General features: G+C 61.4%; 31 protein-coding genes and 1 riboswitch. Of the genes, 22 read left to right on the top strand and 9 right to left on the bottom strand.

The genetic code is table 11. The annotated features are described in order from the left end of the window. Positions 1-55: 55 nt before the first annotated feature. Positions 56-181: a type B 50S ribosomal protein L36 gene (gene ykgO / locus RTS12_RS09190; protein ID WP_020948882.1), complete on the top strand. Its 126-nt coding sequence runs from the start codon at positions 56-58 to the stop codon at positions 179-181. A gap of 257 nt (positions 182-438) precedes the next feature. Here ykgO and RTS12_RS09185 read toward each other — a convergent pair whose 3' ends face one another. Then, on the bottom strand, positions 439-2121 hold the full coding sequence (locus RTS12_RS09185) for a peptidoglycan-binding protein (protein WP_312527723.1): 1683 nt from the start codon (positions 2119-2121) through the stop codon (positions 439-441). 290 nt (positions 2122-2411) lie between these two features. Here RTS12_RS09185 and aroQ point away from each other — a divergent pair, with 290 nt between their 5' ends. Beyond that, a complete protein-coding gene (aroQ, locus tag RTS12_RS09180) occupies positions 2412-2852 on the top strand; it encodes a type II 3-dehydroquinate dehydratase (RefSeq protein WP_312527721.1) in 441 nt (146 codons plus the stop codon). Between the two features lie 83 nt (positions 2853-2935). Next, entirely contained in the window at positions 2936-3697 is a 762-nt protein-coding gene (locus RTS12_RS09175; RefSeq protein ID WP_312527719.1) for an aldolase/citrate lyase family protein, read from the top strand. 47 nt (positions 3698-3744) lie between these two features. On the opposite strand, the gene RTS12_RS09170 is transcribed toward RTS12_RS09175, so the two are convergent. Then, entirely contained in the window at positions 3745-4140 is a 396-nt protein-coding gene (locus RTS12_RS09170) for a RidA family protein (protein ID WP_312527717.1), read from the bottom strand. A 198-nt stretch (positions 4141-4338) separates the two neighbouring features. Between RTS12_RS09170 and RTS12_RS09165 the strand changes: the two genes are divergently transcribed. Genes RTS12_RS09165 through RTS12_RS09135 form a run of 7 tightly spaced genes read left to right on the top strand, consistent with a single transcriptional unit; the run spans position 4339 to position 11025 of the window. After that, the gene (locus RTS12_RS09165; RefSeq protein ID WP_312527714.1) at positions 4339-5331 is read left to right on the top strand and encodes an ABC transporter substrate-binding protein; all 993 of its coding nucleotides are present in this window, start codon (positions 4339-4341) and stop codon (positions 5329-5331) included. After that, complete coding sequence (locus tag RTS12_RS09160; protein WP_312527712.1) at positions 5331-6110, top strand: ABC transporter ATP-binding protein; 780 nt, start codon at positions 5331-5333, stop codon at positions 6108-6110. Before RTS12_RS09165 ends, RTS12_RS09160 begins: the two co-directional genes overlap by 1 nt. Continuing rightward, positions 6107-6949, top strand: a complete 843-nt coding sequence (locus tag RTS12_RS09155) for an ABC transporter permease (protein ID WP_312527710.1) — start codon at positions 6107-6109, stop codon at positions 6947-6949. Before RTS12_RS09160 ends, RTS12_RS09155 begins: the two co-directional genes overlap by 4 nt. Next, positions 6949-8238, top strand: coding sequence for a cytosine deaminase (locus RTS12_RS09150; RefSeq protein ID WP_312527708.1), 1290 nt, complete (start codon positions 6949-6951; stop codon positions 8236-8238). The genes RTS12_RS09155 and RTS12_RS09150 overlap by 1 nt, the downstream gene beginning before the upstream one ends. Then, positions 8235-9626: an FAD-binding oxidoreductase gene (locus tag RTS12_RS09145; protein WP_312527706.1), complete on the top strand. Its 1392-nt coding sequence runs from the start codon at positions 8235-8237 to the stop codon at positions 9624-9626. The genes RTS12_RS09150 and RTS12_RS09145 overlap by 4 nt, the downstream gene beginning before the upstream one ends. After that, a complete protein-coding gene (locus RTS12_RS09140) occupies positions 9623-10240 on the top strand; it encodes an NAD(P)H-dependent oxidoreductase (RefSeq protein WP_312527704.1) in 618 nt (205 codons plus the stop codon). The genes RTS12_RS09145 and RTS12_RS09140 overlap by 4 nt, the downstream gene beginning before the upstream one ends. Next, a complete protein-coding gene (locus RTS12_RS09135; RefSeq protein WP_312527702.1) occupies positions 10237-11025 on the top strand; it encodes a creatininase family protein in 789 nt (262 codons plus the stop codon). The genes RTS12_RS09140 and RTS12_RS09135 overlap by 4 nt, the downstream gene beginning before the upstream one ends. A 102-nt stretch (positions 11026-11127) precedes the next feature. Here RTS12_RS09135 and RTS12_RS09130 read toward each other — a convergent pair whose 3' ends face one another. Continuing rightward, on the bottom strand, positions 11128-12642 hold the full coding sequence (locus RTS12_RS09130) for an aldehyde dehydrogenase (NADP(+)) (RefSeq protein WP_312527700.1): 1515 nt from the start codon (positions 12640-12642) through the stop codon (positions 11128-11130). Between the two features lie 172 nt (positions 12643-12814). Here RTS12_RS09130 and RTS12_RS09125 point away from each other — a divergent pair, with 172 nt between their 5' ends. The 12 genes from RTS12_RS09125 (at position 12815) to RTS12_RS09070 (ending at position 22671) form a co-directional block, all read left to right on the top strand. Then, positions 12815-13981: a nucleotide sugar dehydrogenase gene (locus tag RTS12_RS09125; protein WP_312527698.1), complete on the top strand. Its 1167-nt coding sequence runs from the start codon at positions 12815-12817 to the stop codon at positions 13979-13981. Beyond that, positions 13981-14988 (top strand): NAD-dependent epimerase/dehydratase family protein, encoded by a 1008-nt coding sequence (locus tag RTS12_RS09120; protein ID WP_312527696.1) that lies wholly within the window; start codon positions 13981-13983, stop codon positions 14986-14988. The genes RTS12_RS09125 and RTS12_RS09120 overlap by 1 nt, the downstream gene beginning before the upstream one ends. A gap of 71 nt (positions 14989-15059) precedes the next feature. After that, a riboswitch (TPP riboswitch) is annotated at positions 15060-15164 on the top strand. A 75-nt stretch (positions 15165-15239) separates the two neighbouring features. Then, on the top strand, positions 15240-16079 hold the full coding sequence (gene thiD, locus RTS12_RS09115) for a bifunctional hydroxymethylpyrimidine kinase/phosphomethylpyrimidine kinase (RefSeq protein WP_312527694.1): 840 nt from the start codon (positions 15240-15242) through the stop codon (positions 16077-16079). Beyond that, positions 16076-17056, top strand: a complete 981-nt coding sequence (locus RTS12_RS09110) for an FAD-dependent oxidoreductase (protein ID WP_312527692.1) — start codon at positions 16076-16078, stop codon at positions 17054-17056. Before thiD ends, RTS12_RS09110 begins: the two co-directional genes overlap by 4 nt. Then, positions 17040-17237: a sulfur carrier protein ThiS gene (thiS, locus tag RTS12_RS09105; protein WP_312527690.1), complete on the top strand. Its 198-nt coding sequence runs from the start codon at positions 17040-17042 to the stop codon at positions 17235-17237. Before RTS12_RS09110 ends, thiS begins: the two co-directional genes overlap by 17 nt. A 1-nt stretch (position 17238) precedes the next feature. Further along, the gene (locus RTS12_RS09100) at positions 17239-18003 is read left to right on the top strand and encodes a thiazole synthase (RefSeq protein WP_312527688.1); all 765 of its coding nucleotides are present in this window, start codon (positions 17239-17241) and stop codon (positions 18001-18003) included. Further along, positions 18000-18596 carry a thiamine phosphate synthase gene (locus tag RTS12_RS09095; RefSeq protein ID WP_312527687.1) on the top strand — a complete coding sequence of 199 codons (597 nt, stop codon included), beginning with the start codon at positions 18000-18002 and terminating at the stop codon, positions 18594-18596. The genes RTS12_RS09100 and RTS12_RS09095 overlap by 4 nt, the downstream gene beginning before the upstream one ends. Next, positions 18593-19558 (top strand): ThiF family adenylyltransferase, encoded by a 966-nt coding sequence (locus RTS12_RS09090; protein WP_312527685.1) that lies wholly within the window; start codon positions 18593-18595, stop codon positions 19556-19558. Before RTS12_RS09095 ends, RTS12_RS09090 begins: the two co-directional genes overlap by 4 nt. Next, positions 19555-20505: an ABC transporter substrate-binding protein gene (locus tag RTS12_RS09085; protein ID WP_312527683.1), complete on the top strand. Its 951-nt coding sequence runs from the start codon at positions 19555-19557 to the stop codon at positions 20503-20505. Before RTS12_RS09090 ends, RTS12_RS09085 begins: the two co-directional genes overlap by 4 nt. After that, on the top strand, positions 20502-21170 hold the full coding sequence (gene tenA, locus RTS12_RS09080; protein WP_312527680.1) for a thiaminase II: 669 nt from the start codon (positions 20502-20504) through the stop codon (positions 21168-21170). Before RTS12_RS09085 ends, tenA begins: the two co-directional genes overlap by 4 nt. Before the next feature lie 86 nt (positions 21171-21256). After that, a complete protein-coding gene (locus RTS12_RS09075) occupies positions 21257-21943 on the top strand; it encodes an ATP-binding cassette domain-containing protein (RefSeq protein WP_312527749.1) in 687 nt (228 codons plus the stop codon). Next, a complete protein-coding gene (locus tag RTS12_RS09070) occupies positions 21940-22671 on the top strand; it encodes an ABC transporter permease (RefSeq protein ID WP_312527678.1) in 732 nt (243 codons plus the stop codon). Before RTS12_RS09075 ends, RTS12_RS09070 begins: the two co-directional genes overlap by 4 nt. Here the strand turns inward: RTS12_RS09070 and mobA are convergent. From mobA to RTS12_RS09040, 6 genes are all read right to left on the bottom strand, one after another. Then, positions 22668-23315, bottom strand: a complete 648-nt coding sequence (gene mobA / locus RTS12_RS09065; protein WP_312527747.1) for a molybdenum cofactor guanylyltransferase MobA — start codon at positions 23313-23315, stop codon at positions 22668-22670. The two genes, RTS12_RS09070 and mobA, sit on opposite strands and share 4 nt — an antisense overlap. A 124-nt stretch (positions 23316-23439) precedes the next feature. Continuing rightward, a complete protein-coding gene (gene wrbA, locus RTS12_RS09060) occupies positions 23440-24039 on the bottom strand; it encodes an NAD(P)H:quinone oxidoreductase (RefSeq protein WP_312527676.1) in 600 nt (199 codons plus the stop codon). Between the two features lie 123 nt (positions 24040-24162). Beyond that, on the bottom strand, positions 24163-24777 hold the full coding sequence (locus RTS12_RS09055) for a hypothetical protein (RefSeq protein WP_409455678.1): 615 nt from the start codon (positions 24775-24777) through the stop codon (positions 24163-24165). Beyond that, on the bottom strand, positions 24774-25595 hold the full coding sequence (locus tag RTS12_RS09050; RefSeq protein WP_312527674.1) for an ABC transporter permease: 822 nt from the start codon (positions 25593-25595) through the stop codon (positions 24774-24776). Before RTS12_RS09050 ends, RTS12_RS09055 begins: the two co-directional genes overlap by 4 nt. Continuing rightward, positions 25592-26323 (bottom strand): ABC transporter ATP-binding protein, encoded by a 732-nt coding sequence (locus RTS12_RS09045; protein ID WP_312527672.1) that lies wholly within the window; start codon positions 26321-26323, stop codon positions 25592-25594. The genes RTS12_RS09050 and RTS12_RS09045 overlap by 4 nt, the downstream gene beginning before the upstream one ends. Before the next feature lie 108 nt (positions 26324-26431). Continuing rightward, on the bottom strand, positions 26432-26908 hold a 477-nt coding region (locus tag RTS12_RS09040), incomplete at its 5' end, for a hypothetical protein (RefSeq protein ID WP_312527670.1).

Here is a 26908-nt window from a genome sequence, read left to right as displayed (position 1 = left end):
GCATTTCGTTTCAACCAGGCGCCGCTTGCGATGCGCCGCGAAAAGGAGAAGACCGATGAAGGTTCGCAATTCGCTCCGCTCGCTCAAGACCCGGCATCGTGATTGCCAGGTCGTGCGCCGCAAGGGCCGGATCTACGTTATCAACAAAACCAACCGTCGCTTCAAAGCACGCCAGGGTTGATGACGCGCCTCGATTGAGGCGGATCAGCAGAAACGAAAACGCTCGCGCCTTTCAGGTTGCGGGCGTTTTTCATTGCAGCCAGGTGATGTGCAACCGGATTGCCCCCAGCCTGTCATGATGGCGCGCATTCGGCGGATGCATCGACATCCCCCGCCCTGACCCCGGTATATTCTTCGGTATTTTCTAAGGCATTGTCGCCAGCATTGGTCGCGACAAAAAAGGCCCGCACCTTTGGCAAAAGGCGCAGGCCTGACGTCTTACTTGATCAGCTGGCGAATGATCGATTCGGCATCCAGCCCCAGATCTCCGCCATTGCCCAGATTTCCAAGATTGCCCAGATTGCCGCCCTGCCCCTGCCGGATCAGGCGCTCGCGGCGTTGACGAGCCTGTTTGGAATGCTCGCCCCTTGGCCAGTTTTCCAGATAATTGTCATAGGCGCGCACGGTATCGGCGTCGCGCGCACGTTCCCAAGCGCGATCTTCGCTGTTTTGCGTCGCCGCCGAGCCACCATTGATCTGGGCCAACCGATTGCGCGCCGTCTGGGCGTAAAGTCCGTTGGGATAGCGGTTCAGATAGGCACGCAGGTTTTGAACCCCGCCTCTAGCCCCGGTGCGCTGCCAATAGTCCTGATCCTGCTGATCGCGGCTTGGGGCAATCTCGCCCGCCTGATCGCGCAAAAGCGCCAGCTGATTGCCCGTCAGATAGCCGGTCACGGCCAGACCGTTTTGCTGCTGCCAGCCCCGGATCGCCGAGCGCGAGCGAGCGCCGAATACGCCATCTGTGCCCCCGGTCGAATAGCCAAGCGCATTCAGGCGACGCTGAACAACGGCACGATCATTGCGCGACAGGCCAAGATTGCTTTCCGCGACCTGTCCGGGATTGGCCGGGGTCTGGATGGGTTGCTGCACCGGCTTTTGCGCCTTTTGAATCGGCTGCGGCGCGGGCTGAGGAACAGGTTGCGGTGCAGGCTTTGCGGCTTCTGCAGCAAGGCGGAACTCTAGCAGCCGGCGCTGCGCGGCCTCGGCGAATTCACCGCTAGGATATTGGGCCAGATAATCGCGATAGGCGGCCTCGGTATTGGTTGCGGCCGATTGCGCCCACAGATCGCGGTCGCTTTTCGTGGCAATGCCCAGCTTGGCCAAGCGCTCGCTGGCCGCGGCCGAGTAAAGCCCGTTGGGATAGGCTGACAAATAGGCCTGATAGGCCTCGGCGGTATCAAGGGCCGCAGATTTGGCCCAAAGGTCGCGATCGGCCTCGCCCGGCTTGCCGCCATCATTGGATGCGGTATCGGTGGCCAGGTTTTGGACCAGCACAAGCCCGGTATCGCCCCCCTCGGACAGGGTCAGACGGTCATCGCTTTTCAGCACCTGCCCCAGCGAAGTGCCCGGCTGCATCAGCGCATTGGCCGCGGCCGATATGGCAGCGGGAGGCCCGGTCACTACCGTGACCCCCTCGGGTGGGCTCAGATCACCAAGGCCGCTTTCCAGCCCCGCCGCATGTTCCATCGGCTGATCATCTGTCCCCAGCATCACCACCGCGCCGGGGTTGGCGCTGCGCATCAGATCCATGATCATCGACAGCGCCACCCCCTGAGAGCCCGCGCCCAGCAGGTCCGGCTTGTCGGCATCGGCCCCCATGAACCAGCTTTCGCTGGCGCTGTGCAAAAAGCGGCCGTTCAGCACCATCAGCCTAGCGCCGGGCTTGTCATCGGGGCGCAGAAGATCGGCCACGGCCTGACGCAAATCGCCGCTGATCAGATCCTTGCCCGTGACTGTGCGGAAACCCGCATTCTTCAAGGCCGTGACGGCGGCGCTTGCATCGCTATCGGTCAGCGCGGGGGCATGTTCATAACGGCCATTGTCGATGACGATGCCCCGGTCCTCGGCCCATGCCGGACCCGAGGCCATCAGCGCTGCTAAAAGAAGCGGCAAATGTCGCATTCTTCTCCCTCCTTGTGGTGGCGGGACAGGCCCGCCGCATCTGCGCGACTGCGCCCTGTTCAATAGAATGCATTCTGGACGAAGCGGTTTCGTCACTTGGCCGAGATCGGCGAATTCTCGCGACTGAACCGCCGCTGCGATTGCAAAGCAAGATCTACGATTTCGCGCATTGAAAGGTAAGTCCGCCCCATTGTCCCGCGCGGCCTTTTGCCCAAGTCCCCTGTCGAGAAGCCTGCGCAGATATGCTATGCACGCCCATCCCTTGTCGCAGCCAAGAAGCAGTGAAGCACATGAAGCCCAACGTCCTGATCCTGAACGGCCCCAACCTTAACCTTTTGGGAATGCGCCAGCCCGAGATCTATGGCCGCGACACGCTGGCCGATATCATCAACAACTGCGCAAGACTGGGCGATCAGCTGGGTCTGGCGGTCGAGGCCTTTCAGTCCAATCACGAAGGCGCGCTGATCGACCGGATCCATCAGGCACGCGGCACCATGGATGGCATCATCATCAACCCCGGCGCCTATAGCCACACCTCGGTCGCGATCCTGGACGCACTGAACACCTATGAGGGTCAGGTGATCGAGGTTCACATCTCGAATATCCACAAACGCGAATCATTTCGCCACCATTCCTATGTCAGCCTGCGCGCCGATGGCGTGATCGCGGGGCTGGGCGTCGAAGGCTATCAGCTGGCGCTGCGCCGCCTGGCCTCGCTGGTCAGCGAATAGGCGAATTCGGGCGGCAAACCGCTTGACCTTCGGCGGGCGTCGGTCACTGATCGACGCCAAACCAGCCGGATGAGGAAGAGCCGATGGACTTGCCGAAAAACCACTTTAAAGCCGCCCTTGCGGCAGGTCGCAAACAGATCGGGATGTGGTGCTCATTTCCCAATAGCGGCTATGCCGAAATGATGGCGACCTGTGGCTATGACTGGATGCTGATCGATTGCGAACATGCGCCGATCGATCTGGCCACGGTGCAATCCATGCTGCAAGCCGTCGCCCCCTACCACACCCATCCCATTGTCCGCCCCGGCTGGAATGACCCGGTCGAGATCAAGCGCCTGCTTGATATCGGCGCTCAGACGCTTTTGATCCCCTATGTCGAAAACGCCCAAGAGGCCGCGCGCGCTGTCGCGGCCACGCGCTATGCGCCGCAGGGGGTTCGCGGGGTTGCCGGGCTGGCGCGCTCTAGCCGCTATGGCAGTGTCGCCAACTATATCCCGCGCGCCCATGAGGAAATCTGCGTGCTGGTGCAGGTCGAAAGCATTCAGGCCGTTGACCAGATCGAGGCCATGGCCGCGGTCGAGGGCGTGGATGGCATCTTTGTCGGCCCGGCCGATCTGTCGGCCAGCATGGGTCACCCCGGCAACCTCGCCCACCCCGATGTCCGCGCTGCTGTGATTGAGGCGATCCGCCGCATCCGCGCCGCCGGCAAGCCCGCCGGGATCGTGACGGCAGATGCGCTTTTGCCCGAGGCGATCGAGGCAGGCGCGAATTTCCCATCAGTCGGGATCGACACGATGGTCTTGCTGAACGGGCTGCGCGATCTGCGCAAGCGCTTCCCCTCGTAGGAAATGACAGATTGGCCCGCGATTTTTTGCAGATCGCGGGCCTGCGCTTAGCTGTGGGCGCGAAATGCCGTCACTTCGACCTCGACCAGGAATTCGGCGCGGGTAAAGCCCGTCACGATCACCAGTGTCGATGCAGGAAGCACGCTGAGCCCCGTCAGCCATTCATCACGCGCACGCATATATTCGGCAAAATGCGCGCGATCTGTGACGAAGGCGTTGATGCGCACGGCATCCGCCGGGGTCAGGCCCGCTTGTGCAAGAATGGCAGAGCAATTGGCAAAGCATTGTACCGCCTGCGCATAGGCGCCCTGGGGCAGTTCGCCATCGGCCTGCAACCCCAACTGCCCCGAGGTCGCAACCAGACGACCGGGGCCGTCAATGGCCACACCATGGGAATAGCGCCCGAACGGCGCGGCTATCGAATCTGGGTTCAAAGACTTCATCTTGGTTCCTGGCTAGGCATTGGGCAAATCGGACAGCGTCAATCCCTGAATTGGCAATATTTGACTGAAATTGATTATTTTAGATGAAAAGAATGAACGGAAGATGACGCGCCGATTGCGATTCGTCTAAACAAGTTGATAGAAGCCGTCCAACCCTCTCTCCCCCCCCGTGCGCAAAGCCGAACAGCAGGAGCCGCCATGACCCGCCTTTCCAGCCTTACACTGAGCACTACCATCTCCTTGATCGCGACAGGCGCCTTGGCCAATGAACCTGTCAAATTCGGCACCAACTGGGTCGCTCAGGCTGAACATGGTGGTTATTATCAATCGGTTGCCGACGGCACCTATGCGGCCTGCGGCCTGGATGTCACCATTGTTCCGGGTGGTCCGCAGGTCAATAACCGCGCCATGATGCTGGCGGGGAAAATCGATTTCAACATGGCTGGCAACCTTTTGGGCACTTTCAGCTCGGCTGCGGAAAACGTGCCGGTTGTCGCAGTCATGGGCGTCTTTCAGAAAGACCCGCAAATCCTGCTTGCCCATCCCGGCAAGGCCAAAACCTTTGAGGATCTGAAAAACCTCAAGCTGTTCATCTCGGACGAGGGCTATGCCACTTATTACCAGTGGATGAAGAAAGAATACGGCTTCACCGACGAGCAGCGCGAGGTCTACACCTTTAACGTCGGCCCCTTCATTCAAGACGAAAACAGCGCCATTCAGGGCTTCATCTCGTCCGAGCCGCTGATGGTGGAAACCGAAGCTGGCTTTAAGCCCGACGTGCAATTGCTGGCCGACGCTGGCTGGTCAACCTATTCGACGATCATTGAAACCATGGCCGATACCGTCGCCAATAAGCCCGAGGTCGTCCAGTGCTTCGTCGATGGCACCGCCAAGGGCTGGTATAACTACCTTTATGGCGACAACACCAAAGCCATCGACATGATCAAGGCCGACAACCCGGACCTGACCGATGCGCAGATCGCCTTCAGCATCGCCGCTTTGCGCGACAACGGCATCGTCGATAGCGGCGATACGCTGGAAAAAGGTATCGGCGTCATGACCGAAGCCCGCATCAAGGACTTCTACGACAAGATGGTCAAGGCAGAGCTGGTCCCGGCTGATCTGGATTACTCGCAGGCCTATTCGCTGCAATTTGTCGGCAAAGGCACCGGCCTGGATCTGAAGAAGTAATGACACAGACAATTTCTGATACAGCCCCCACCGTCCTGCGGATGGAGGGGGTCAGCAAAGTTTTCGCCGGGGGCGTTACCGCCCTCAAGGATATGAACCTTACGGTCAAGCAAGGCGATTTCATCTCGTTGCTGGGCCCGTCGGGCTGCGGTAAATCCACCGCCCTGCGCCTGATCGCGGGGCTGATGCACCCGACCGCGGGTCGCGTGCGGTGGGAGGGCTCTCAGCAGGCCGGCGATCTGGGTGTGGTCTTTCAGGAGGCAACCCTGATGCCCTGGGCAACGGTCGCCCAGAACGTCTGGTTGCCCATGCGCCTGCGCGGCGTCTCGTTCAAATCGGTCGAGGCGCGGATCATGGAAGCCCTCGACATGGTCGGGCTAGAGAAATTCGCCAACTCTTACCCGCGCGAGCTGTCGGGCGGCATGAAGATGCGGGTCTCGATTGCGCGCGCCTTGGTGACCAAGCCGCGGCTGATCCTGATGGACGAGCCCTTTGCCGCGCTGGACGAAATCACCCGCAACAAGATGAACAAAGACCTGCTGATGCTGCGCGAGCAGCTAAACTGCACCGTCATTTTCGTCACCCATTCCGTCTTTGAAAGCGTGTTCTTGTCGAACCGGATCGTGGTCATGGCCCCGCGTCCGGGCCGTGTCGCGCATGAGCTGCGGGTCGATGTCACTGGCCCCCGCGACGAAGATTTCCGCACCTCGGCTGAATATGCGGCGCTGTGCCGCGCAGCCTCGGATGCCCTGTCTGATGCCATGGGAGAACAGGCGTGAGCGATATTACCACCGCCATCGACCCCGAAGAGGCCGCACGCGCCCGCCAGAAACGGGCCGAGAAAATCGGCCGCTGGCTGATGCCGACGCTTGCTTTGGTCATTGCCATTGTCCTGTGGGACCGTGTCGTGGTCTGGAACCAGATCCCCCACTATATCTTGCCCGGACCCGGCCTTGTGGCACAAACCCTTGTTAAGGACTGGGCGATTTTGGGCCCAGCTGCCTGGGTCACGCTAAAGATCACCCTGATGGCCCTTTCGGTCGCCGTGATCGGCGGGGTCGGGCTGGCCGTGCTGTTCAGCCTCAGCCGTTGGGCCGAGATGTCCTTTTATCCTTTCGCCGTGATCTTGCAGGTCACGCCGGTGGTCGCGATCGCGCCTTTGATCTTTATCTATGTCGAGAACCGCATGGCAGGCTTGCTGCTTTGCGCTTGGATCGTGGCGTTTTTCCCGATCCTGTCGAATACGACGCTTGGCCTGCGCTCGGTCGATCACAACCTCTCGGACCTGTACCGCATCTATGGTGCGACGCGCTGGCAACGGCTGGTGCGCCTGCAATTGCCCTCGGCGCTGCCTTATTTTCTGGGCGGTCTGCGCATTGCGGGCGGCCTGTCGCTGATCGGGGCGGTGGTTGCGGAATATGTCGCGGGCACGGGCGGGATCGGATCAGGTCTGGCCTTTCGTATCCTCGAGGCCAGCTACCGCCTGAACATCCCGCGCATGTTCGCGGCCTTGGTTCTGATTGCAGTGCTGGGCGTATTGATCTTTGCGGTTCTGGCGCTGGTCTCGCATCTGGCTTTGCGCAAATGGCATGAAAGCGCGATCAAAAGGGAAATCTGATGGACTTTCTTAGACTGCCGGAAGGCGCGGTCACACTGACCAACCTGACCGTTCCCGCCCGCCTGATCGGCCAATCCGGCGATCTGTCCCGGATCGATCTGACGCTGAAGGACGGGCGCATTTCCGCGCCAGACGGCAGTCTGCCAAAGATCGACATGAAGGGCGCGATGGTTTTCCCGGCCTTCATCGATATGCATACCCATCTGGACAAGGGCCATATCTGGCCCCGCGCCGCCAACCCTGATGGCAGCTTTATGGGTGCCCTCACCACCGTCGAGGCCGACCGCATCGCGAATTGGTCGGCCGCCGATACCCGCGCTCGGATGGATTTCGCGCTTCGCTGCGCCTATGCCCATGGCACCCGCGCCATCCGCACCCATCTTGATTCCATCCCCCCCCAGCATCAGATCAGCTTTGGCGAATTCACCAAGCTGCGCGAGGAATGGGCCGGGCGCATCGAGCTTCAGGCAGCCTGCCTGACCTCGATCGACCGGATCGATCCCGCAGGCGGGGGCGAGTTCGCCGAATTGGCCGATCTTGTCGCAGACACGGACTCGGTTCTGGGCTGCGTGACTTTTCCCGATGCCCAGCTTCATGACCGCCTGCGCGCCTTTTTCGCCCATGCCGCCAAGCGCGGTCTGCATGCGGATTTCCACGCCGATGAGACCACCGACCCCACGGTCGAGACTTTGCGTGCGATTGCCGAGGTCGTGCTGGAAACGGGCTTTGATGCCCCGGTCGTGGTCGGACATTGCTGCTCGCTGTCGGTCCAGCCCGAAGCCGAGGCTTTGCGCACGCTTGATCTGGTCGCACGCGCAGGCATCAACATCGTCAGCCTGCCGATGTGCAATCTGTATCTGCAAGACCGCACAGCGCAAAACGCACCGCCCCGCACGCCGCGCTGGCGGGGAGTGACGCTGGTGCATGAAATGGCCGCGCGGGGCATCAATGTCAGCTTTGCCTCTGACAACACCCGCGATCCCTTCTATGCCTATGGTGATCTCGATATGATCGAGGTCATGCGCGAGGCGACCCGCATCGCCCATCTTGACCATTCGCGCGATGATTGGGTGCAGGCCTTCCTTGCCAACCCAGCCAAGACCACTGGTTTTGACGCGCCCAGCCTTGCCCCCGGTGCGCCTGCAGATCTGGTGATCTGCCGCGCCCGTTCCTGGACCGAGCTTTTCGCCCGGCCCCAATCCGATCGGATCGTGATCCGCGCAGGCCGTCAGATCGACCGCACCCTGCCCGATTATGCCGAGCTTGACCATTTGATGGATATCCAATGAATATCGACGCCGCCAAAGCCGCCCTTTCCCATCTCGACATCGACGAGAACCCCCATTCGGTCAAAGCGAAAAGCCGGGATTTCTTTTGGTACTCGCCGGTTCTGAAAGACCGCCTGGACGGGGTTTGCGCCGATTTCGTGGTCATGCCCAAAAATCAGGATGAGGTGATCGAGATCCTGCGGGTCTGCCACGCACATGATGTGCCGGTCACCGTCCGCGGCGCAGGTACGGGCAATTACGGCCAGGCCATGCCGCTGAAGGGCGGCTGCATCATTCATATGCAGAACATGAACCAGGTCGTCGAAATCGCACCGGGCCGCATCGTGACCCAGCCGGGCGTGGTCATTCGCGACCTGGACGCGATCACCCGCGAACATTCGGGCCAAGAGCTGCGCATGATGCCCTCGACGGCTGCGACAGCAACGATTGGTGGCTTTATCTGCGGCGGCTCGGGCGGTGTCGGCTCTGTCCGCTGGGGCGTGTTGCGCGATTATGGCAATATCTTGCGGATCCGCGTGGTGACCGCCGAGGCCGAGCCGCGCATTCTGGATTTCACCGGCGAAGATCTGGCCCGCGTCAGCCACGCCTATGGCACCAATGGTATCGTCACGGAAATCGAACTGCCCTTGGCCCCGGCCTATGACTGGGTGCATCTGTTTGTCACCCATCCCGATTTTGCCGCAGCAAGCCGGATGGCGCATGACATCTCGCTTCAGGACGGTCTGCTGATCAAACTGGACACGGTCTGCGAAGCACCGATTGCCGCAAAATACTTTCAGCGCTTCAAGGGTCATGTCACCGAGACCGATAACGTCGTCGCGCTGATGGTCGCCCCCCAATCGATGGATGGTTTCCTAAGCCTTCTGGCCCATTACCCAGCGGCCAAGCTGATCTATCGCAGCGATGCCCATGACTGGACCCGCGATCCCGGCCCGGCCTATGAATATGGCTGGAACCACACGACCCTGCGCGCGCTCAAGGTCGAGCCCGTGATCACTTATCTTCAGGTTCGCTATGCGGGCGAAGGCTTTCTGGACAAGATCGACCAGGTCCGTGCCCATTTTGGCGATGAGCTGATCCAGCATATCGAATTCCTTAAGGAAAACGGCGTGATGACGGCAGCTGGGCTGACGCTGGTGCGCTTCACCACCGAAGAGCGCCTGAATGAGATCATCCAGATCCATGAAGATATGGGCTGCATGATCTTTAACCCGCACCGCTATACGCTAGAGGAAGGCGGGCGTCAGATCGTCGATGACCGCCAGCTGAACTTCAAGCGCGAAGCCGACCCCAAGGGCATTCTGAACCCCGGCAAGATGATCGCATGGGAGGATCCGAGCTTCGATTTCCAGACCATGTATGCCTATCCGGGCCTTAAGAAAGCATGAGGGCACTGGTCGTTCACTGCCACCCGGACCCGGCCAGTTTTACCGCCGCCGTCCGGGATAAGGTGCTGGAGCGGCTTGCCGCCGCAGGCGCCCAGACGCGCGTGATCGACCTTTACGGCACGGACTTTCAGCCGGTCCTGACTCAGGCGGAATGGCGGGGCTATCTGGATGCCCCCGCCAACCGCGACCCGGTCGCCGCGCATGTCGAGGCGCTTGCATGGTGCGACACGCTGATCTTTACCTATCCGACATGGTGGTACGGCCTGCCGGCCATGCTGAAGGGCTGGATGGACCGCGTGCTTTTGCCCGAGGTGGCATTTCTGATGCCCGATACCCAGAACAAGAACATTCGCCCCGGCCTGACCCATATCACCCGCCTTGGCGTGTTCACCACCTGTGGGGCCAGCCGCTGGCTGACGGCCATCGTCGGCGCGCCGGGCAAACGTACCTTGCTGCGCGGCATCGGCTTTCTTTGCGCCCCGCACCGACGCAGCGCCTTTGCCGCGCATTACAAGATGGACAGCTCGACCCCGGGCAGTCGCCGACGCCATCTTAAACGCGTTGATCGCCAAATGACCCGATTGCTTGCCCCGCTAAAGAAGGAAAAGACATGAGCCGCCGCTTGAACTGGGCAGATTACCGCGCCTCGGAATTTGCCGACATCGATGCGATGAAAACCATCGCGGTCCTGCCCACCTGCGCGATCGAGCAGCACGGCCCCCACCTGCCCGTCGGCACCGATACGCTGATCGCCGAGGGCATGTTGGCACGGCTGCGCGAGAAATGCCCCGAGGATCTGGATATTCGCATCCTGCCCGCCCAGGCCGTGGGCAAATCGACCGAGCATCTTTGGGCAGCTGGCACGCTGACGCTGGATGCTGCAACCGCGCTGGCGGCCTGGACCCAGATCGGGCTTTCGGTCGCCCGCGCCGGGGTCAAGAAAATCGTCATCGTGAACAGCCACGGCGGCAATCTTGATCTGGTTTCGATCCTGACGCGTGAATTGCGGGTTCAGGCAGATATGCTGGCCGTCAAATGCCAGTGGATGGGCTTTGGCGCCCCAGAGGGGACCTTCTCTGAGCGGCAGGAAAAGTTCGGAATCCACGGCGGTGACGATGAAACTTCGGTCATGTTGGCGTTTCACCCAGAGCTGGTGGATATGACCAAAGCCGAGAACTTTGTTTCAAGCGCCGAAAACGCGCTGATCAGCCCTATTGGCCCGGTCTCGCGTGGCTGGATCTCGTCGGATCTGCATCCCTCGGGCACGGTGGGTGATGCAGCGGATTCCACGGCGGAAAAAGGTCATGCGATTGTCGATCATCAGATCGACGCCATGATCAACCTGCTGCGTCTGGTCGAAGCATCGCCCCTGCCAACGGCGCCGACCGGCTGGCGTTAAGCCCAGCCCAAACCCCGGCACTAGGCCCCGGCACCAAGCCCATAGGCCATGAAAAAGGGCAGAGAGGTTTCCCCCTCTGCCCCAATATTGTGCCGATCTGGATCAGCGCAGATCTTCGGGCAGCAAGCCCTTTGGCATGTTCTGATAGCTGACCGGACGCAGGAAGCGACGGATCGACATCGTGCCCACGCTGGTTGCACCAAAGTTGGTCGAGGCCGGGTAAGGGCCGCCATGGACCATGGCATCGACAACCTCGACCCCGGTGGGGAAGCCGTTGACCAGAACCCGACCGGATTTGCGCTCGAGGACGGGCATCAGCTTTTGTGCAACGGCCAGATCACCGTCATCCATGTGGATGGTCGTCGTCAGCTGACCTTCAAAACCCTTGGCCAGCGTGACCATTTCGTCGACCGATTTGACGCGGACAATCAGCCCCAGCGGACCGAAAACCTCTTCGCCAAGCGCGTGGTCCTGCAAATAGGCCTCGGCGGTGGTCTCATAAAGGTTCGGATTGGCTTCGCGACCCTCTGACGGGGTGGTATAGACCTGCTTGACGGAATTGCGCGTCTCAAAGCGCTCTTTGCCGTCGCGATAGGCCTTGGCAATACCGTCGGTCAGCATGGTCTGGGGGCCAACCTCGGACAGCGCCGCTTTGGCTGCGGCGGTATAGCGGTCGGCATCGGCACCATCCAGAACCACCGAAATGCCCGGATTGGTGCAGAACTGCCCCGCACCCATGGTCAGCGAGCCTGCCCAGCCCTTGCCCAGCTCTTCGGCGCGGTTCTTCATGGCTTCGGGCATCAGGAACATCGGGTTGACCGAGCCCAGCTCGCCGAAGAAGGGGATCGGCTCGGGACGCTGAGCACAAAGATCAAAGAGCGCACGCCCCCCGCCAAGCGAGCCGGTAAAGCCAACGGCCTTGATCAACGGATGCTGCACAAGCGAGGTGCCGACATCGCGCTTACCGCCCTGGATCAACGAGAAAACGCCCTTGGGCATGCCGGTCTTTTCAATCGCGGCCAAGACAGCCTCGGCAACGATTTCGCCAGTGCCGGGATGGGCGGAATGTCCTTTGACCACAACCGGGCAGCCTGCCGCCAAAGCCGCAGCGGTATCGCCACCTGCCGTCGAAAAGGCCAGCGGGAAGTTCGAGGCACCAAAGACCGCGACCGGGCCGATCGGGCGTTCGATCATCAAGATCTCGGGGCGCGGCGCGGGCTGGCGGTCGGGCAAAGCTGCGTCATGGCGGCGATCAAGATAATCGCCCTTGCGGATATGCTGTGCAAACAGGCGCAGCTGACCGGTGGTGCGACCACGCTCGCCCTGAAGGCGGCCCACGGGCAGGCCGGTTTCCTGGGTGCCGATCTCGGTGATGGCTTCGGCGCGCGCCTCGATCTCATCGGCGATTGCCTCAAGAAAGGCTGCACGCTGTTCGCGCGAGGTATAGCCATAGGTCCAGAACGCATCCTCTGCGGCCTCGCAGGCGCGATTGACCAGATCGACTGTGCCGACGGAAAATTCATGGGCCGGGCCATGTGCGGGCTCGGACCGGAAGGTCGCGTCGCCGCCAACCCATTCACCTGCGATCAGGTGCTTGCCATGAGGCGTCCAGCTCATTTCGGTATTCCTTCTCAAGCGTCGTGATGTGGTAGGGTAATGTGCGGTCAGGATCTGACAAGACATCGCTCGGGCCAATTCTTGCACACACAGTGTCGGCAGGACAAGTCGGCTGTTGAGTTGTGCCAACATTATGCTAACCCACAAGAACGACCAACCGAAAGCGAAGAACATGAAAATCGCAGTTGCAGGTTTGGGATATGTGGGTGCCTCGATGGCGGTGCTTCTGGCCCAACATAACCATGTCATGGCATTGGACGTGAATGCGACCCGCGTCGCACAGATCAATCGCCGTGAACCCCCGATCGAAGATACCGACATCCGAAATTGGCTTGCCAGCAAGACGCTGGACCTTCATGCCACGACCGACCCTGCCGAGGCTTTGAGCGGGGCAGATTTCGTGATTGTCGCCACGCCCACCAATTACGAAGACCGCACCCACCGCTTTGATATTTCCAGCGTGTCGCAGGTGGTCGAGCTGGCGCGCATCCATGCCCCCGACGCGGTGATCGTGATCAAATCGACCGTCTATGTCGGCTGTACCGATGATCTGCGCAGCCAGACAGGTTATGATAAGATCCTGTTTTCGCCGGAATTCCTGCGCGAGGGCAAGGCGCTTTACGACAATTTGCACCCATCGCGGATCGTCGTCGGCGATCACGGCCCCGAGGCGCATCGCTTTGCCGAACTGCTGGTCGAGGCCGCCATTCGCAAGGATATGCCGGTCCTGTTCACCGGCTCGACCGAGGCCGAGGCGATCAAGCTGTTTTCCAACACCTACCTTGCCATGCGCGTCGCCTATTTCAACGAGTTGGACAGCTATGCCATGGCGCGGGGCCTTGATACCCGCGAGATCATCCAGGGCGTCGGATTGGACCCGCGCATCGGCGATCACTACAACAACCCCTCGTTCGGTTATGGTGGCTATTGCCTGCCCAAAGATACCAAGCAGCTTTTGGCCAATTACGACAATGTGCCGCAAAACCTGATTCAGGCGATCGTCGAATCAAACCGGACGCGCAAGGACTTCATCTCGGACCAGATCATCGCCAAACGTCCGCGGATCGTCGGGGTACACCGCCTTGTGATGAAGGCCGGATCGGACAATTTCCGCGACAGCTCGATCCAGGGGATCATGAAGCGGATCAAGGCCAAGGGCATCGAGGTGATCGTCTATGAACCCGTGCTAAGCGACAGCCATTTCTTCAACAGCCGCGTCATTCGTGACCTTGATGACTTCAAAGCCGAAAGCGACCTGATCCTGGCGAACCGCCTGACCGAAGAGCTGATGGATGTGAAGGACAAGGTCTATACGCGGGATTTGTTCGGGGTCGATTGATGGTCAAGGTCATTGTCACCGGCGCGGCCGGGTTCATCGGCTATCATCTTAGCCAGCTTTTGCTGGACGAAGGCGCCCAGGTTATCGGCGTCGACAGCCTGAATGACTATTACGACCCCGCCTTGAAAATCGCGCGCCAGGCCCGCCTGAGCGCGCATCCTGCCTATAGCGCGGTGCAGGGCAAAATCGAAACGCCCGGCCTTTTGACCGCGCTGTTTGCCGATCACCGCCCCGATGTTGTCGTGCATCTGGCCGCTCAGGCCGGGGTTCGCTACTCGATCGACAATCCCCGCGCCTATCTGGACGCCAATATCGCCGGCAGCTTCGAGCTGTTAGAGGCCGCCCGCGCCCATCCGCCCGCGCATGTGCTGATGGCCTCGACCTCGTCCGTCTACGGCGCCAATACCCTGATGCCCTATCGCGAGATCGACAAAGCCGACAGTCAAATGTCCTTTTATGCCGCCAGCAAAAAAGCGGCCGAGGCGATGGCGCATTCCCATGCCCATCTGTTTGGCATTCCCGTGACGATGTTTCGCTTTTTCACGGTTTACGGCCCCTGGGGCCGCCCGGATATGGCGCCCTATCTGTTCACCAGCGCCATTACCGCAGGCCAGCCGATCAAGGTCTTTAACCACGGCGATATGAGCCGCGATTTCACCTATGTCGGCGATATCGTGCGCGGGATTCGTCTGTTGATGGACCGCCCTCCGGTAAAGGGTGCGCCCACTGGCCCCGAGGATAGCCTTTCCCCGGTTGCACCCTGGCGGGTCGTCAATATCGGCAATGGCGCCCCTATTCCCCTGCTGGAATTCATCGCCGCGATCGAGGCCGCAACCGGGCGCCAGGCCAGCAAGCAATTGCTGCCCATGCAGCCGGGTGATGTGCCTGCAACCTGGGCGGATACCACGCTTTTGCAACGCCTGACGGGCTATCGGCCGCAAACCTCGGTTGCCGATGGGATCGCGGCCTATGTCGCATGGTTTCGCGATTACTACCGCCCGGCTTGAAACAGCCTTGCGGGGCTTGTGATACGTCCCCCTTGCCAAAGGGGCTGATCCCGGCCTAGCTTGCGTCAAGACTCATACACTTGGGGGGCCCCTTTACGGGGCTGAGAGGTGCTTGGCACCGACCCATCGAACCTGATCCGGCTCATACCGGCGTAGGGAAGGGTAGAGTGACGCCAAGCAGTGCTGTCCAGGCCTGTATTCACGCGCACAAATCCCCCCCTTGCTGGAATGTCGGACAAGAAAGGCGGGATATGGCGCAGGCCATTGCTTTGACCATTGCCGGCTCGGACAGCGGGGGCGGCGCGGGCATTCAGGCGGATCTCAAGACGTTTTCGGCGCTTGGCGTCTATGGTGCCTCGGTCATTACCGCGATCACCGCACAAAACACCCGTGCCGTGACCGGGATCGAGGCGATTTCTGCAGATATGGTCGCGGCCCAGATCGACGCGGTTTTTGACGATCTTGCGATCAATGCCGTCAAGATCGGCATGGTTGGCGGTGCCGATGTGATCGAAGCCGTGGCCGAACGCCTGCGCCACCACCTTGCGCGCCGTCCGGTACCCGTGGTTCTGGACCCCGTGATGATTGCGAAATCCGGCGATGCGCTTTTGCCCGATGCCGCAATTTCCGCCATGGTGACGGGGCTGTTTCCGCTGGCAAGCCTGCTGACCCCGAACCTGCCCGAGGCAGCCGCCTTATTGTCCCTGCCCCCGGCCCGGAGCGAGGATGAGATGCGCCAGCAGGGACAAGCGCTGCGCGCCAAGGGCGTTGCGCATGTCTTGATGAAGGGCGGCCATGCTACGTCAGAGATCTGCACCGATCTGCTGGTTGGCCCACAGGCTCAGACCTTTTCGGCGCCGCGGCAATACACCAAGAACACCCATGGCACGGGCTGCACGCTGTCCTCGGCGATTGCGGCAGGGCTGGCGCAGGGCCTGAGCCTGCCACAGGCGGTCGATCGGGCACATGGCTGGTTGCAAGGCGCCATTCGCGCGGCCGATCAGCTGGACATCGGCTTGGGCCATGGTCCGGTTCACCACTTCCATGCGCTTTGGCCCACCCCAGACTGCCAGATCAAGGCCGCCGAATGAGCCAGATCACAATCCTTGGTGCAGGCGTTCTGGGCCTGTCGATCGCGACCGAGCTGACTGCGCGCAATATTGCCGTGCGGGTCATCGACCCCAATGGCGCGCCGGGCCCCCATGGTTGCAGCTGGTGGGCGGGCGGCATGCTGGCCCCCTATTGCGAAGAGGAAAGCGCCGATCCGACCGTGGTGCGCCTTGGCCTTGATGCGGGCGATTGGTGGGCCAAACATGGCGCGATTATCCATCCCAGCGGCACGCTGGTCATGGCATTGTCGCGCGATCATGCCGAGTTGGACCGCTTTGCTCGCCGCACCCGCGAACATGCCAGCGTCTCCGCAGACGACATTGCCGCGCTTGAACCCGAACTGACCGGGCGCGTCCGGCGCGGGCTGTTTTACGCAAGCGAAGGGCATCTGACACCCCGACAGGCCCTTGGCGCGCTGCGCGATGGTCTGGCGGCGCGGGGTATCACCATCGAGACCAGCCCACCCGCCCAGCGCGGGCTGACCGTTGATGCGCGCGGTCTGGCGGCACGCGACGCTTTGCCCGATCTGCGCGGCGTCCGCGGAGAGATGCTGGTGGTGCGCTGCCCCGAGGTCACGCTGACGCGGACCATCCGCTTACTGCATCCCCGCATTCCGCTTTACATCGTTCCGCGCGGGGACGGCGTCTATATGCTTGGCGCGACCATGCTGGAAACCGGTGCCAAGACACGTGTCACCGCGCGCGCGGCAATCGAGATGCTTTCGGCAGCCTATGCGCTGCATCCCGCCTTTGCCGAGGCCGAGATCCTAGAGCTGGGGGCCGATGCGCGCCCGGCATTCCCCGACAACCTGCCTCGCCTGCGCCGACGCGGCGCGACGCTTTATGCCAACGGCCTCTATCGTCACGGCTATCTTCTGGCCCCCGCCGTGGCCCGTATGGCGGCCGATCACCTTGAAACAGGCCAAATCCCGGAGTTGATGGATGAACATAATCCTTAACGGTGAAAAGCAGGCCGTAACCGGCCCGAGCGTCGCCGATGTGCTGGCCGAAATCGGCCTTGGCGATGCCCGCGTTGCAACCGCGCTGAACGGAGAGTTTCTGCCGGTCGGGCTGCGCGCTGTGACCAATCTGGCCGATGGTGACCGGCTCGAAGCCCTGTCCTCGATGCAGGGGGGCTAAGATGCCAGCCTTTTACGGAACCGAAATTGCCAGCCCGCTGATGTTGGGAACCGCGCAATACCCCTCGCCCGCGATCCTGGCCGAGGCCTTCCGCGCCTCGCAGGCGGGCATTGCCACCGTCTCATTGCGTCGCGAGGGCGGCGAGGGTCAGGCATTTCACAGCCTGATCCGCGATCTTGGCGTGGCGATCTTGCCCAATACTGCGGGGTGCCATGGCGTCAAAGAGGCTGTCACCACCGCCCATATGGCGCGCGAGTTCTTTGACACGCCCTGGATCAAGCTAGAGGTCATTGGCGATCACGACACGCTGCAACCCGATGTCGTGGCCCTGATCGAGGCGGCCCGCATCCTGTCCGAGGATGGCTTTCAGGTATTTCCCTATTGCACCGAAGACCTCTCGATCTGCGAGCGGCTGTTGGACGCGGGATGTCAGGTTCTGATGCCCTGGGGCGCGCCGATCGGGTCGGGCCGGGGTTTGAACAACCCCTATGGGTTGCGCAGCCTGCGCGCCCATTTCCCCGATGTCCCATTGGTCGTTGACGCGGGCATCGGCCTGCCCAGCCATGCGGCCCAGGCGATGGAGCTGGGCTATGACGCGGTCTTGCTCAACACCGCCGTCGCCAAGGCCGGCGATCCGGTCGCCATGGCGCGCGGCATGGCCCTGGCAATCGAGGCAGGCCGCCTTGCGCGCTTGGCCGATCCGATCGAGGCGCGCGATATGGCCGCGCCCTCGACCCCCCTATTTGGAAAGGCCCTGCTGGCATGACCCTGCCCCGCTTCTATCCGATCTTCGATCATGTCGACTGGCTCAACCGCGCTTTGCCGCTAGGGGTCAAGCTGGTGCAGCTGCGCATCAAGGATGCCAGTGGCGATAAGCTGACCGCCCAGCTGGCCAAGGGCCGCGACCTGTGCGCCACGCATGGCGCGCAGCTGGTTATCAACGATTACTGGCAACAGGCGATTGATCTGGGCTGCGACTATATCCACCTTGGCCAAGAGGATCTGGACAGCGCCGACATTGCCGCCATCCGCCGCGCGGGCATCCGCATCGGGATCTCGACCCATGACCACGCCGAACTGGACCGCGCGCTTGCGCTTGCCCCCGATTACATCGCCCTTGGCCCGGTTTGGCCCACCATTCTCAAGCAGATGAAATGGCACGAGCAGGGACTTGAGCGCGTCAGCGAATGGAAGCGTCTGATCGGTGACATTCCCCTGATCGCGATTGGTGGCATGACGCCTGAACGCGCCGCGCTGGCCTTTGCTGCCGGGGGCGATACGGTTTCTGCCGTGACAGACATCACGCTTAACCCCGACCCCGAGGGCCGTCTGGCACAATGGCTGCGGGCCACCGCATGAGCCGCTATGCCCGCCAGATGATTCTGCCCCAAGTTGGCGCAACCGGCCAGACCGCGCTGCGCGATGCCCATATCCTGATCGTTGGGGCTGGCGCTTTGGGCGTGCCGGCGCTGCAATATCTGGTGGGCGCTGGGGTCGGGCGCATCACCTTGGTCGATCCCGACCGGATCGAGGAAAGCAATCTGCACCGTCAGCCGCTTTACCGCATGTCTGATCTGGGCGCGCATAAGGCCAATGTTGCCGCGCAATCGCTGGCGGGCCTCAATCCCGACGTGACCATCACGCCCGTTCTGGAATGGCTGACCCCTGCCAATGCGCCAGCCTTGGTCGCAAGTGCCCATCTGGTGATGGATTGCGCCGACAGCTACGCGGTCAGCTATATCCTGTCCGATGAATCTCTGGCCGCGAACAAGGCGTTGATCTCGGCATCGGCTTTGGGCCTTGAAGGTTACGTCGGCGGCTATTGCGAGGGTGCCCCCTCGTTGCGCGCGGTATTTCCCGCGCCGTCGGATAATGGCGCAACCTGTGCCAGCGCGGGTGTGCTGGGCCCGGTGGTCGGGATGTTGGGCTGCCTTCAGGCGCGGATGGCGCTTGGTGTGCTTTTGGGCCTTACCCCCTCGCCCTTGGGGCAGCTGATCCGCATGAACAGCGCCATGCAATTCTCTCAGTTTCGCTTTGACCGCGCGCCGGAAACGCCCGGCCCGCATTTTGTCGCCCCTGAGCAATTGCGCCAAAGCGACCTGATCATCGACCTGCGCGGCGCCGATGAGGCCCCGCAAAAAGCCACCCCCGATGCCCTGCGCATGCCCGAATACGGGCTGCAAGGCCCTCTGCCCGATCCGGGCGCGCGTGCCGTTCTTGCTTGCCGTTCGGGCTTGCGGGCATGGCGCGCGGCCCACCAATTGGCCACCCGTTGGACCGGCGAAATCGCCCTTATGGCCCTTCAAGGAGAGACCGAATGAAACGCATGATAGCAGCTGGATTTGTCGCGCTGATCGCTCAACCCGCTTTGGCCGAGGACAAGCTGACCTTGATGCTGGACTGGTTTGTGAACCCAGATCACGGCCCGATCATCGTGGCGCAGGAAAAAGGGTTTTTCAAAGACGCGGGCCTGGAGGTCGAAGTCATCGCCCCCGCCGATCCCGCCGATCCGCCCAAAATGGTCGCGGCGGGAAAGGCTGATCTGGCCGTCAGCTATCAGCCCCAGCTGCATTTGCAGGTCCACGAGGGGCTGCCGCTGGTGCGCGTCGGCACCTTGGTTGCCACGCCGCTGAATTGCCTGATGGTCAAGGCAGATGGACCGATCCAGACCGCAGCGGATCTGAAGGGCAAAAAGATCGGCTATTCGGTGTCGGGCGTGGAATCCGCGCTGGTCAATGCCATCGTGACCCATGCCGGGCTGACGATGAACGATATCGAGATGATCAACGTCAACTGGTCACTCACCCCCGCCTTGATGACGGGTCAGGTCGATGCCACGATCGGCGGCTATCGGAACTTTGAACTGACCCAGATGAAGATCGAAGGGGGCGAGGGTCGCTGCCTTTTCGTCGAAGAACAGGGCGTTCCGACCTATGATGAGCTGATCTTTGTCGCCAACCCGGCCAAGCTGGACCGCAATGTGACGGCCCGCTTCCTGTCCGCGGTCGAGCGTGGGGCGCAGTATATCGTCAACCACCCCGAGGAAAGCTGGCAGGTCTTTTCGGCAACAGCGCCTGATCTGAAGGATGAGCTGAACTCGCAGGCTTGGATTGATACGGTCCCGCGCTTTTCCCAAAGCCCAGCCGCATTGGACCAAGGACGCTATGCCCGGTTCGAGGAATTTTTGCTGAAGGCCAATCTGATCGACAGCCTGCGCCCGGTCTCGGATCTGGCAATCGACGTCGGTGACGAAGGAAGCGCACAATGAGCTATGGCAGCTGTTTTGAAGCATGGCGGGCAGATTGCGCCCAAGATTGGCACGATTACACCCATCATCCCTTCGTCAACGGACTGGCGGATGGCACCCAATCGCAGGCAGGTTTCCTGAACTATCTTAAGCAGGATTACGTCTTTCTGATCCATTTCGCGCGGGCTTGGGCGCTGGCGGTGGTCAAGGCCGGCACTTTGGCGGAAATGCGCGCCTGTTCGTCGACGGTGCACACGCTGCTGGATGGGGAAATGCCGCTGCATATCGGCATCTGCGAGGCGGCGGGCATCTCTCGTGCCGAGCTGGAGACCACGCAGGAAGCCATCCCCAATCTGGCCTATACGCGCTATGTTCTGGATAGCGGCCTCTCGGGGGATTTTCTGGATATGCTTGCAGCTTTGGCGCCTTGCGTTCTGGGATACGGCGAAATCGGATTGCGTTTGGCAGCCTGCGCCGCCCCCGATACGCCCTATCGCGCCTGGATCGACACCTATGCGGGCGAAGACTATCAGCAGGCCTGCCGTGATGTCGGCGCGCTGTTGGATCTGGCCGTTGGCCGCCGCCTTGGCGATGATGCCGCGCGCACCCCGCGTTGGGCCGAGCTGTCAAACCGCTTTGCCACCGCAACCCGGCTTGAGGTCGGGTTTTGGGGGTTGGGCCAGTGAGCCAAGCCACCCCGGTTTCAGACCCAAGATCCGGTCAGCCCCCCCGTCAGCCGGCGGGCACGGATGATGCTCAGATCGTTGCCCGGATCCGGGGGCAGGCCTGGGTCGGCGATGCCCCCCTGTTCGGCCCGATCGATCTGCAGCTTGCCGCCGGACAATGGACCTGCCTGCTGGGTCCGTCCGGTGTCGGGAAATCGACGGTTTTGCGGCTGATTGCCGGGTTGGAAACCGGGGTGCGCTTTGACGGACAGGTCTTGCGCGATCAGCCGGTTGCCTTGATGGCACAAGATCCCGGTCTGATCGGCTGGCTTGATGTCACCGATAACGTCATGCTGGGCGCGCGGCTGCGGGGTCAAAGCCCCGACCGCGCCCGCGCCCAGTCCTTGATCCAGGCCGTCGGCCTGTCAGATCGCGCCACCAACCTGCCTGACCGCCTGTCGGGCGGCCAACGCCAGCGGGTCGCGCTGGCCAGAACGCTTTACGAAGAGCGACCGCTTGTTTTGCTGGACGAGCCATTCTCGGCGCTGGACGCCCGCACCCGGGCAGGCATGCAGGATTTGTCGGCACGGTTGCTGGAAGGGCGCAGCACGCTTTTGGTCACCCATGACCCCGCCGAGGCGGCGCGTTTGGGCGATCGCATTGTGCTGCTGACCGAAACCGGGATCGAGGATCAGCCGACACCCGGCCCCCGGCCCCCCGGCACCGCCCGCCCCTTTGACGCGCCCGAGGTCATGAAGGCCGAGGCAGCGCTTTTGCGCCGGATGCTGCAATGAGAACCGTTCTTCCCGTCATTTTGGTTGCGCTGGCACTGTGGCAAAGCTTGATCTGGCTGGCAGGGCTGCCCCATTTTCTGCTGCCCTCGCCCGTGGCTGTGGCGCAGGCTCTTTGGCTTAATCGCGCCGAGATCGCAGTCTCGGCTGGCTATACCGCTGCCGAGGTCGTGTTGGGCTTTTTGATTGGCGCGGGATTGGGGGCGACGCTGGCCGTGGTCATGGCCTCTTCGCCGCGCGTCAGCAAAGTGGTGCATCCGCTGTTGACCTTCAGCCAGACCATACCCGTCTTTGCGCTGGCCCCGATCCTGACCTTGTGGCTGGGCTATGGCATGTCGCCCAAGATCGCGATGACCGTGCTGATCGTCTTTTTCCCGGTCGCAAGTGCATTTCTGGATGGGCTGATGCGCACCCCTGCTGCGGCGTTGGATCTGGCGCAAGTCATGGGTGCCTCGCCCCAGCGCCGCATGTGGCACCTGCGTATTCCGGCGGCGCTGCCGCAACTGGCGACCGGGTTGCGACTGGCTGCGGTCTATGCGCCGATTGGCGCGGTGATCGGCGAATGGGTGGGCGGCGCCAAGGGGCTTGGTGCGCTGATGATCCACGCCAACGGCCGGATGAAAACCGATCAGGTCTTTGCCGCGCTTTTGGTGCTGTCGCTGATGACCGTGCTTTTCTCGCAGCTGGTGGCCTTTGCCTTGCGACGCGGGCTTAAGCGCTATGGCGCTTAAAAGCCGCGCAGACTGCCTGCTGGGATCTGGGTCAAGGCCTCTGCCTGTTGCAGATCGCGCGGGGTGTTGACGTTGGTAAAAGGATCAAAGGGGTTGCTGTCAAAGATTGCACGCCCCGGATCATAGGCCGCGGCAAACATCCCCGGACGCAAAAGGCCGCTTTCCAGCGCCGCGGCCAGATCGTCCTTTAGCGCGACGGGCCAAAGCGCACAGGTCGGATGATCCTGCATCCGGCCGGTTTCAAGGTCGGTGCTTGCCGATAGCGCAATGCCATGACGTCCGGCGGCCTCGCGCAGGCGGTGAACCAGATCCAGCGGCAAAAACGGCGTATCAACCGAGACGCTGACAACCGAGCTGGCACCAAGGGAGGCCGCCCATTCCATCCCCGTCAGCACCCCCGCCAAGGGGCCGGGAAAGCCCGAGACCGTGTCGGGCAAAACGGGCAGCCCATAGTCCGAAAACGCTTCCGGGTCCGAATTGGCGTTGATTGCAATGGGGTCACATTGATCGCGCAAACGGGCGATCACGCGGCTTAAAAGCGTTTCGCCGCCCAGCATCCGCAAGGCCTTGTTGCCCCCGCCCATGCGGGTGGCGCGGCCCCCAGCCAGAATGATAGCGGGAATTTTTCGAGAGGTCCGGGACAGGGCGCTCACCTTTGGATGGTTTCACCCGCCAACTGTGGCGCTGTGACCGCGCAATAGCCAGAGCCATGACTGAAAAAGGCGCCAGATTGCTCTGACGCCTTCAGGGTTGTTGACCGAACGGAGATCAGTCGAACAGTTTTGCTGCCGTATTGGCCACGCGGCGACCCAGATAGCGGGCACCGTCCAGCTCTTCTTGTGCAGGCTGACGCGAGCCATCGCCATTAGCGATCGTGGTTGCGCCATAAGGTGCGCCGCCAACAATCTTGCTGTTGTCCATCTGCGCTTGGAAACCATAATCCAGACCAACGATGGTCATGCCGAAATGCAGCATGTTCGTGATGATCGCGAACAGCGTGGTTTCTTGACCGCCATGCTGGGTCGCGGTCGAGGTAAAGGCTGCGCCGACTTTGCCGTTCAATGCGCCGCGTGCCCAAAGGCCACCCGCCTGATCCAGGAAGTTCGACATCTGGCCGCTCATGCGCCCGAAACGGGTGCCGGTGCCGATGATGATCGCATCGTAGTTTTCCAGATCAGCCACGGTTGCAACCGGTGCCTTCTGATCCATCTTGTAATAGGAATTGCGGGCGACCTCTTCGGGAACCAGCTCGGGGACGCGCTTGATGTCAACGGTTGCGCCGGTTTCACGTGCGCCTTCGGCAATTGCCTCTGCCATCTGTTCGATATGGCCATAAGCCGAATAGTAAAGAACCAGAACCTTGGTCATTTGACTGTTCCTTGAGAACTTGTGGAATTCGTATAGGAGCAATCTAAGACGCAAGAGGGCGCGGGTTTAGTCGCCGCAAATGAATTGCGGCGTTCGATAATTGCGAACGATAAACGGCGAAAGCTAGGGCGTCAGATGCGCTGCAATGGCACGACCCAATGCAAAGGCGCGCTGTTCAAGGATCACGGGCGTTTCACAGACATAGCCAAGCGATTGCTGGCCCTCGGTGAAGATGCGCGTATCCCAATCCAAGGCCTCTTCCTCGGCAGAAATCGCGTCGAAATCAGGCTTATCGGCCTTTTCCATTTCGTCCATCTTGTTGCGGCGCGCATCGATTCTGGCCGCTACATCGACCTGTCTGTGACCATAGCGCGAGATCCCCTCCATCAGGGCGCTGCGGCGATTGTCCAACCCATGGGTCACCGCGACCATCAGCGCGGTCAGCTGTTGGTTATTGGCGGTCTTGGCAAATTCCGCGATCTCGGCCTCGGCATCCTCTAGGCTCAGGCGGCGTTGCTCAAGGCGTTGGGCCAGCGCAAGGGTCGTGGGATCCGTGGCCAAGGCGGTCACGGCATCATCTGGCACCGGGCCGGTCCAAACCTGGCCCAAGGACAGATGCGGCTGCTTGCGTTGAATACAGGGCCAGTCGGGATCTGTCCCGCCCTCGGCCAAGGCCATCGAACTGCCCAGACCCAAAGCCATTGCCCCAGCCGCCCAGATCAGAAAAATCCGCTTCATACTCCCCCCTTTCGCCGCGCCCACAGCCCCTTTGACGGGTCATACATCCAGACAGCGCCCAAAAAGAACACCGCAAGGCAGCCAAGCACAACCGAAAGGGACAGCAAATTCACCTGTCCGTAAAGGGCAAAGCGGATCAGCTCCACCGCATGGCTGAATGGGTTAAATGCGCAAATGTTGTAGAGCAGCACCGAACTTTCGCGCATTCGCCACAAGGGATAGAGGGCGGTCGATGCAAAGAACATCGGGAAGATGACAAAATTCATCACCCCGGCAAAGTTTTCCAGCTGCCTGATCCCCGAGGACAGAAACAGCCCCATCGCCCCCAGCATAAGTCCTGACAGGAAAAGTGCGGGCAGCACGGTCAGATAGCCGATCAGCGGCGCATGAATGCCCCAGATCCAGGCGATCCCCAAAAAGGCATAGACCTGAAGGATCGACACGAACACCCCGGCCACCAGTTTCGAGCCCAGCAAGAACCATCGCGGATAGGGGCTGACCAGCAGGTTGCGCATGGCGCCGGTCTCGCGGTCATAGACCATCGACAGCGATGATTGCATGCCGTTGAACAGCTGGATCATGCCGCATAGGCCGGGCGTGACATAGACCTCGTAAAGGACATAGGTCTGATATGGCGGGGTGATCGACAGCCCCAAGACGGCACGAAAGCCTGCGGCAAAGATGAACAGCCAAACCAACGGCCGCACCAAAGCCGCCAGAAAGCGCCCCCTTTGATTGACAAAGCGCAGCGTTTCGCGCCGGGCAATGCCTAGAAAGGCCGTCAGCCAACTGCTTGGGGGAAAGCTGCGAATGCTCATGCCGCCTGCCCCGTCAGTTGAAGAAAAGCATGGGTCAGATCATGGCGGTCCTTGGCGATGTCAGAGGCAATGCCGCGCATCAGCACCTCGCCTTTGTGCAAGATGACCAGCCCATCCGTCGGCTCGATCTCATCCATGATATGGGTCGCCCAAAGCGCCGAGACATTTTCTTCGGCAATCAGTCGGCGGGTCAGCGCCAGCACCTCGGCGCGCGATTTTACATCCAATCCCACCGTTGCCTCATCCAGCAACAACAGCTCGGGGCTGTGGATCAATGCGCGGGCGATTTCGGCGCGCCTGCTTTGGCCCCCCGACAAAGCCGAGACACGCGCATCACGCCGATCTTGCAGATCGACCAGCGCCAGCACATGGCTGATCCGGGGCGCGGCGGCCCTGCGCGAAATTCCATGAAGGCTGGCGTGATATTCCAGATTTTGACGCACTGTCAGATCCGTATCCATGGCACGGGACTGAAAGACGACGCCCAACCGGGCCAAGGCTTGGGCGGGCTGGCGTCGCACATCATGACCGGCAACCGCGATCTTGCCCGAACTGTTGGTGTAAAGGCGGGTAATCAACGAAAAGAGCGTGGTTTTTCCTGCCCCATTCACCCCCAAAAGCGCAGTGAAACTGCCGCGGGGCACCGTCAAGGATACGTCCTTAAGCGCCCTAACCTTTCCGAAGCTATGGCTGACTTGATCAATGGATAGCGCGTCGGGGTCAGTCATGCTTGCGAAACCAGAATTTGGGTCGATGAAGGGCGCGGCTCGAACCGCGCCCCCTGAATTTCTTGGCCATTTTCGATCATGGCGGCGCTCAGCATCGCTGGCAAGCCGTTAGCGAATGTTAAAGACAGCCTTTTGGGAATCGCCCGAAGAACCGGGGATCGACAGGCTATAGCTGCCCGGAACGATGGCGATGAAGCTGATCTCGGCCTCGCCTGCATCATCGAATTCGATCGAGTGCACACCCATGGGGCGGATCTCGATATCATTGATGACAACCTCGTTGATCCAGACCGAGCGGAAGAAATCGCCACCCGACAGCGCCAGTTCCTGCGTTCCATCCGAGACGATCTTCATGCGGTAATAACCGCCCGATTTCAGATCATAGGGTGCTTCGGCGACCGGCTTGCCCGAGCCGAGCGTCAGCGGTGCCAGATCCTCGCGGTTGGCGCGCGTCATGATGCCCGAGGGGCCGAAATCGTGATGCTCGACCTTGGTGGTCGCGCCGGCTGCCGGTGCAGCCTCTGCCGCATCATCATCATCGTCGTCATCATCTTCCTCAGCGGCAGCCGCATCGGCGGGCGCGGC

The sequence above is a fragment of the Paracoccus sp. (in: a-proteobacteria) genome (assembly GCF_032007265.1).
GTDB lineage: Bacteria > Pseudomonadota > Alphaproteobacteria > Rhodobacterales > Rhodobacteraceae > Paracoccus.
This window is presented reverse-complemented; position numbering and strand designations above follow the sequence as displayed.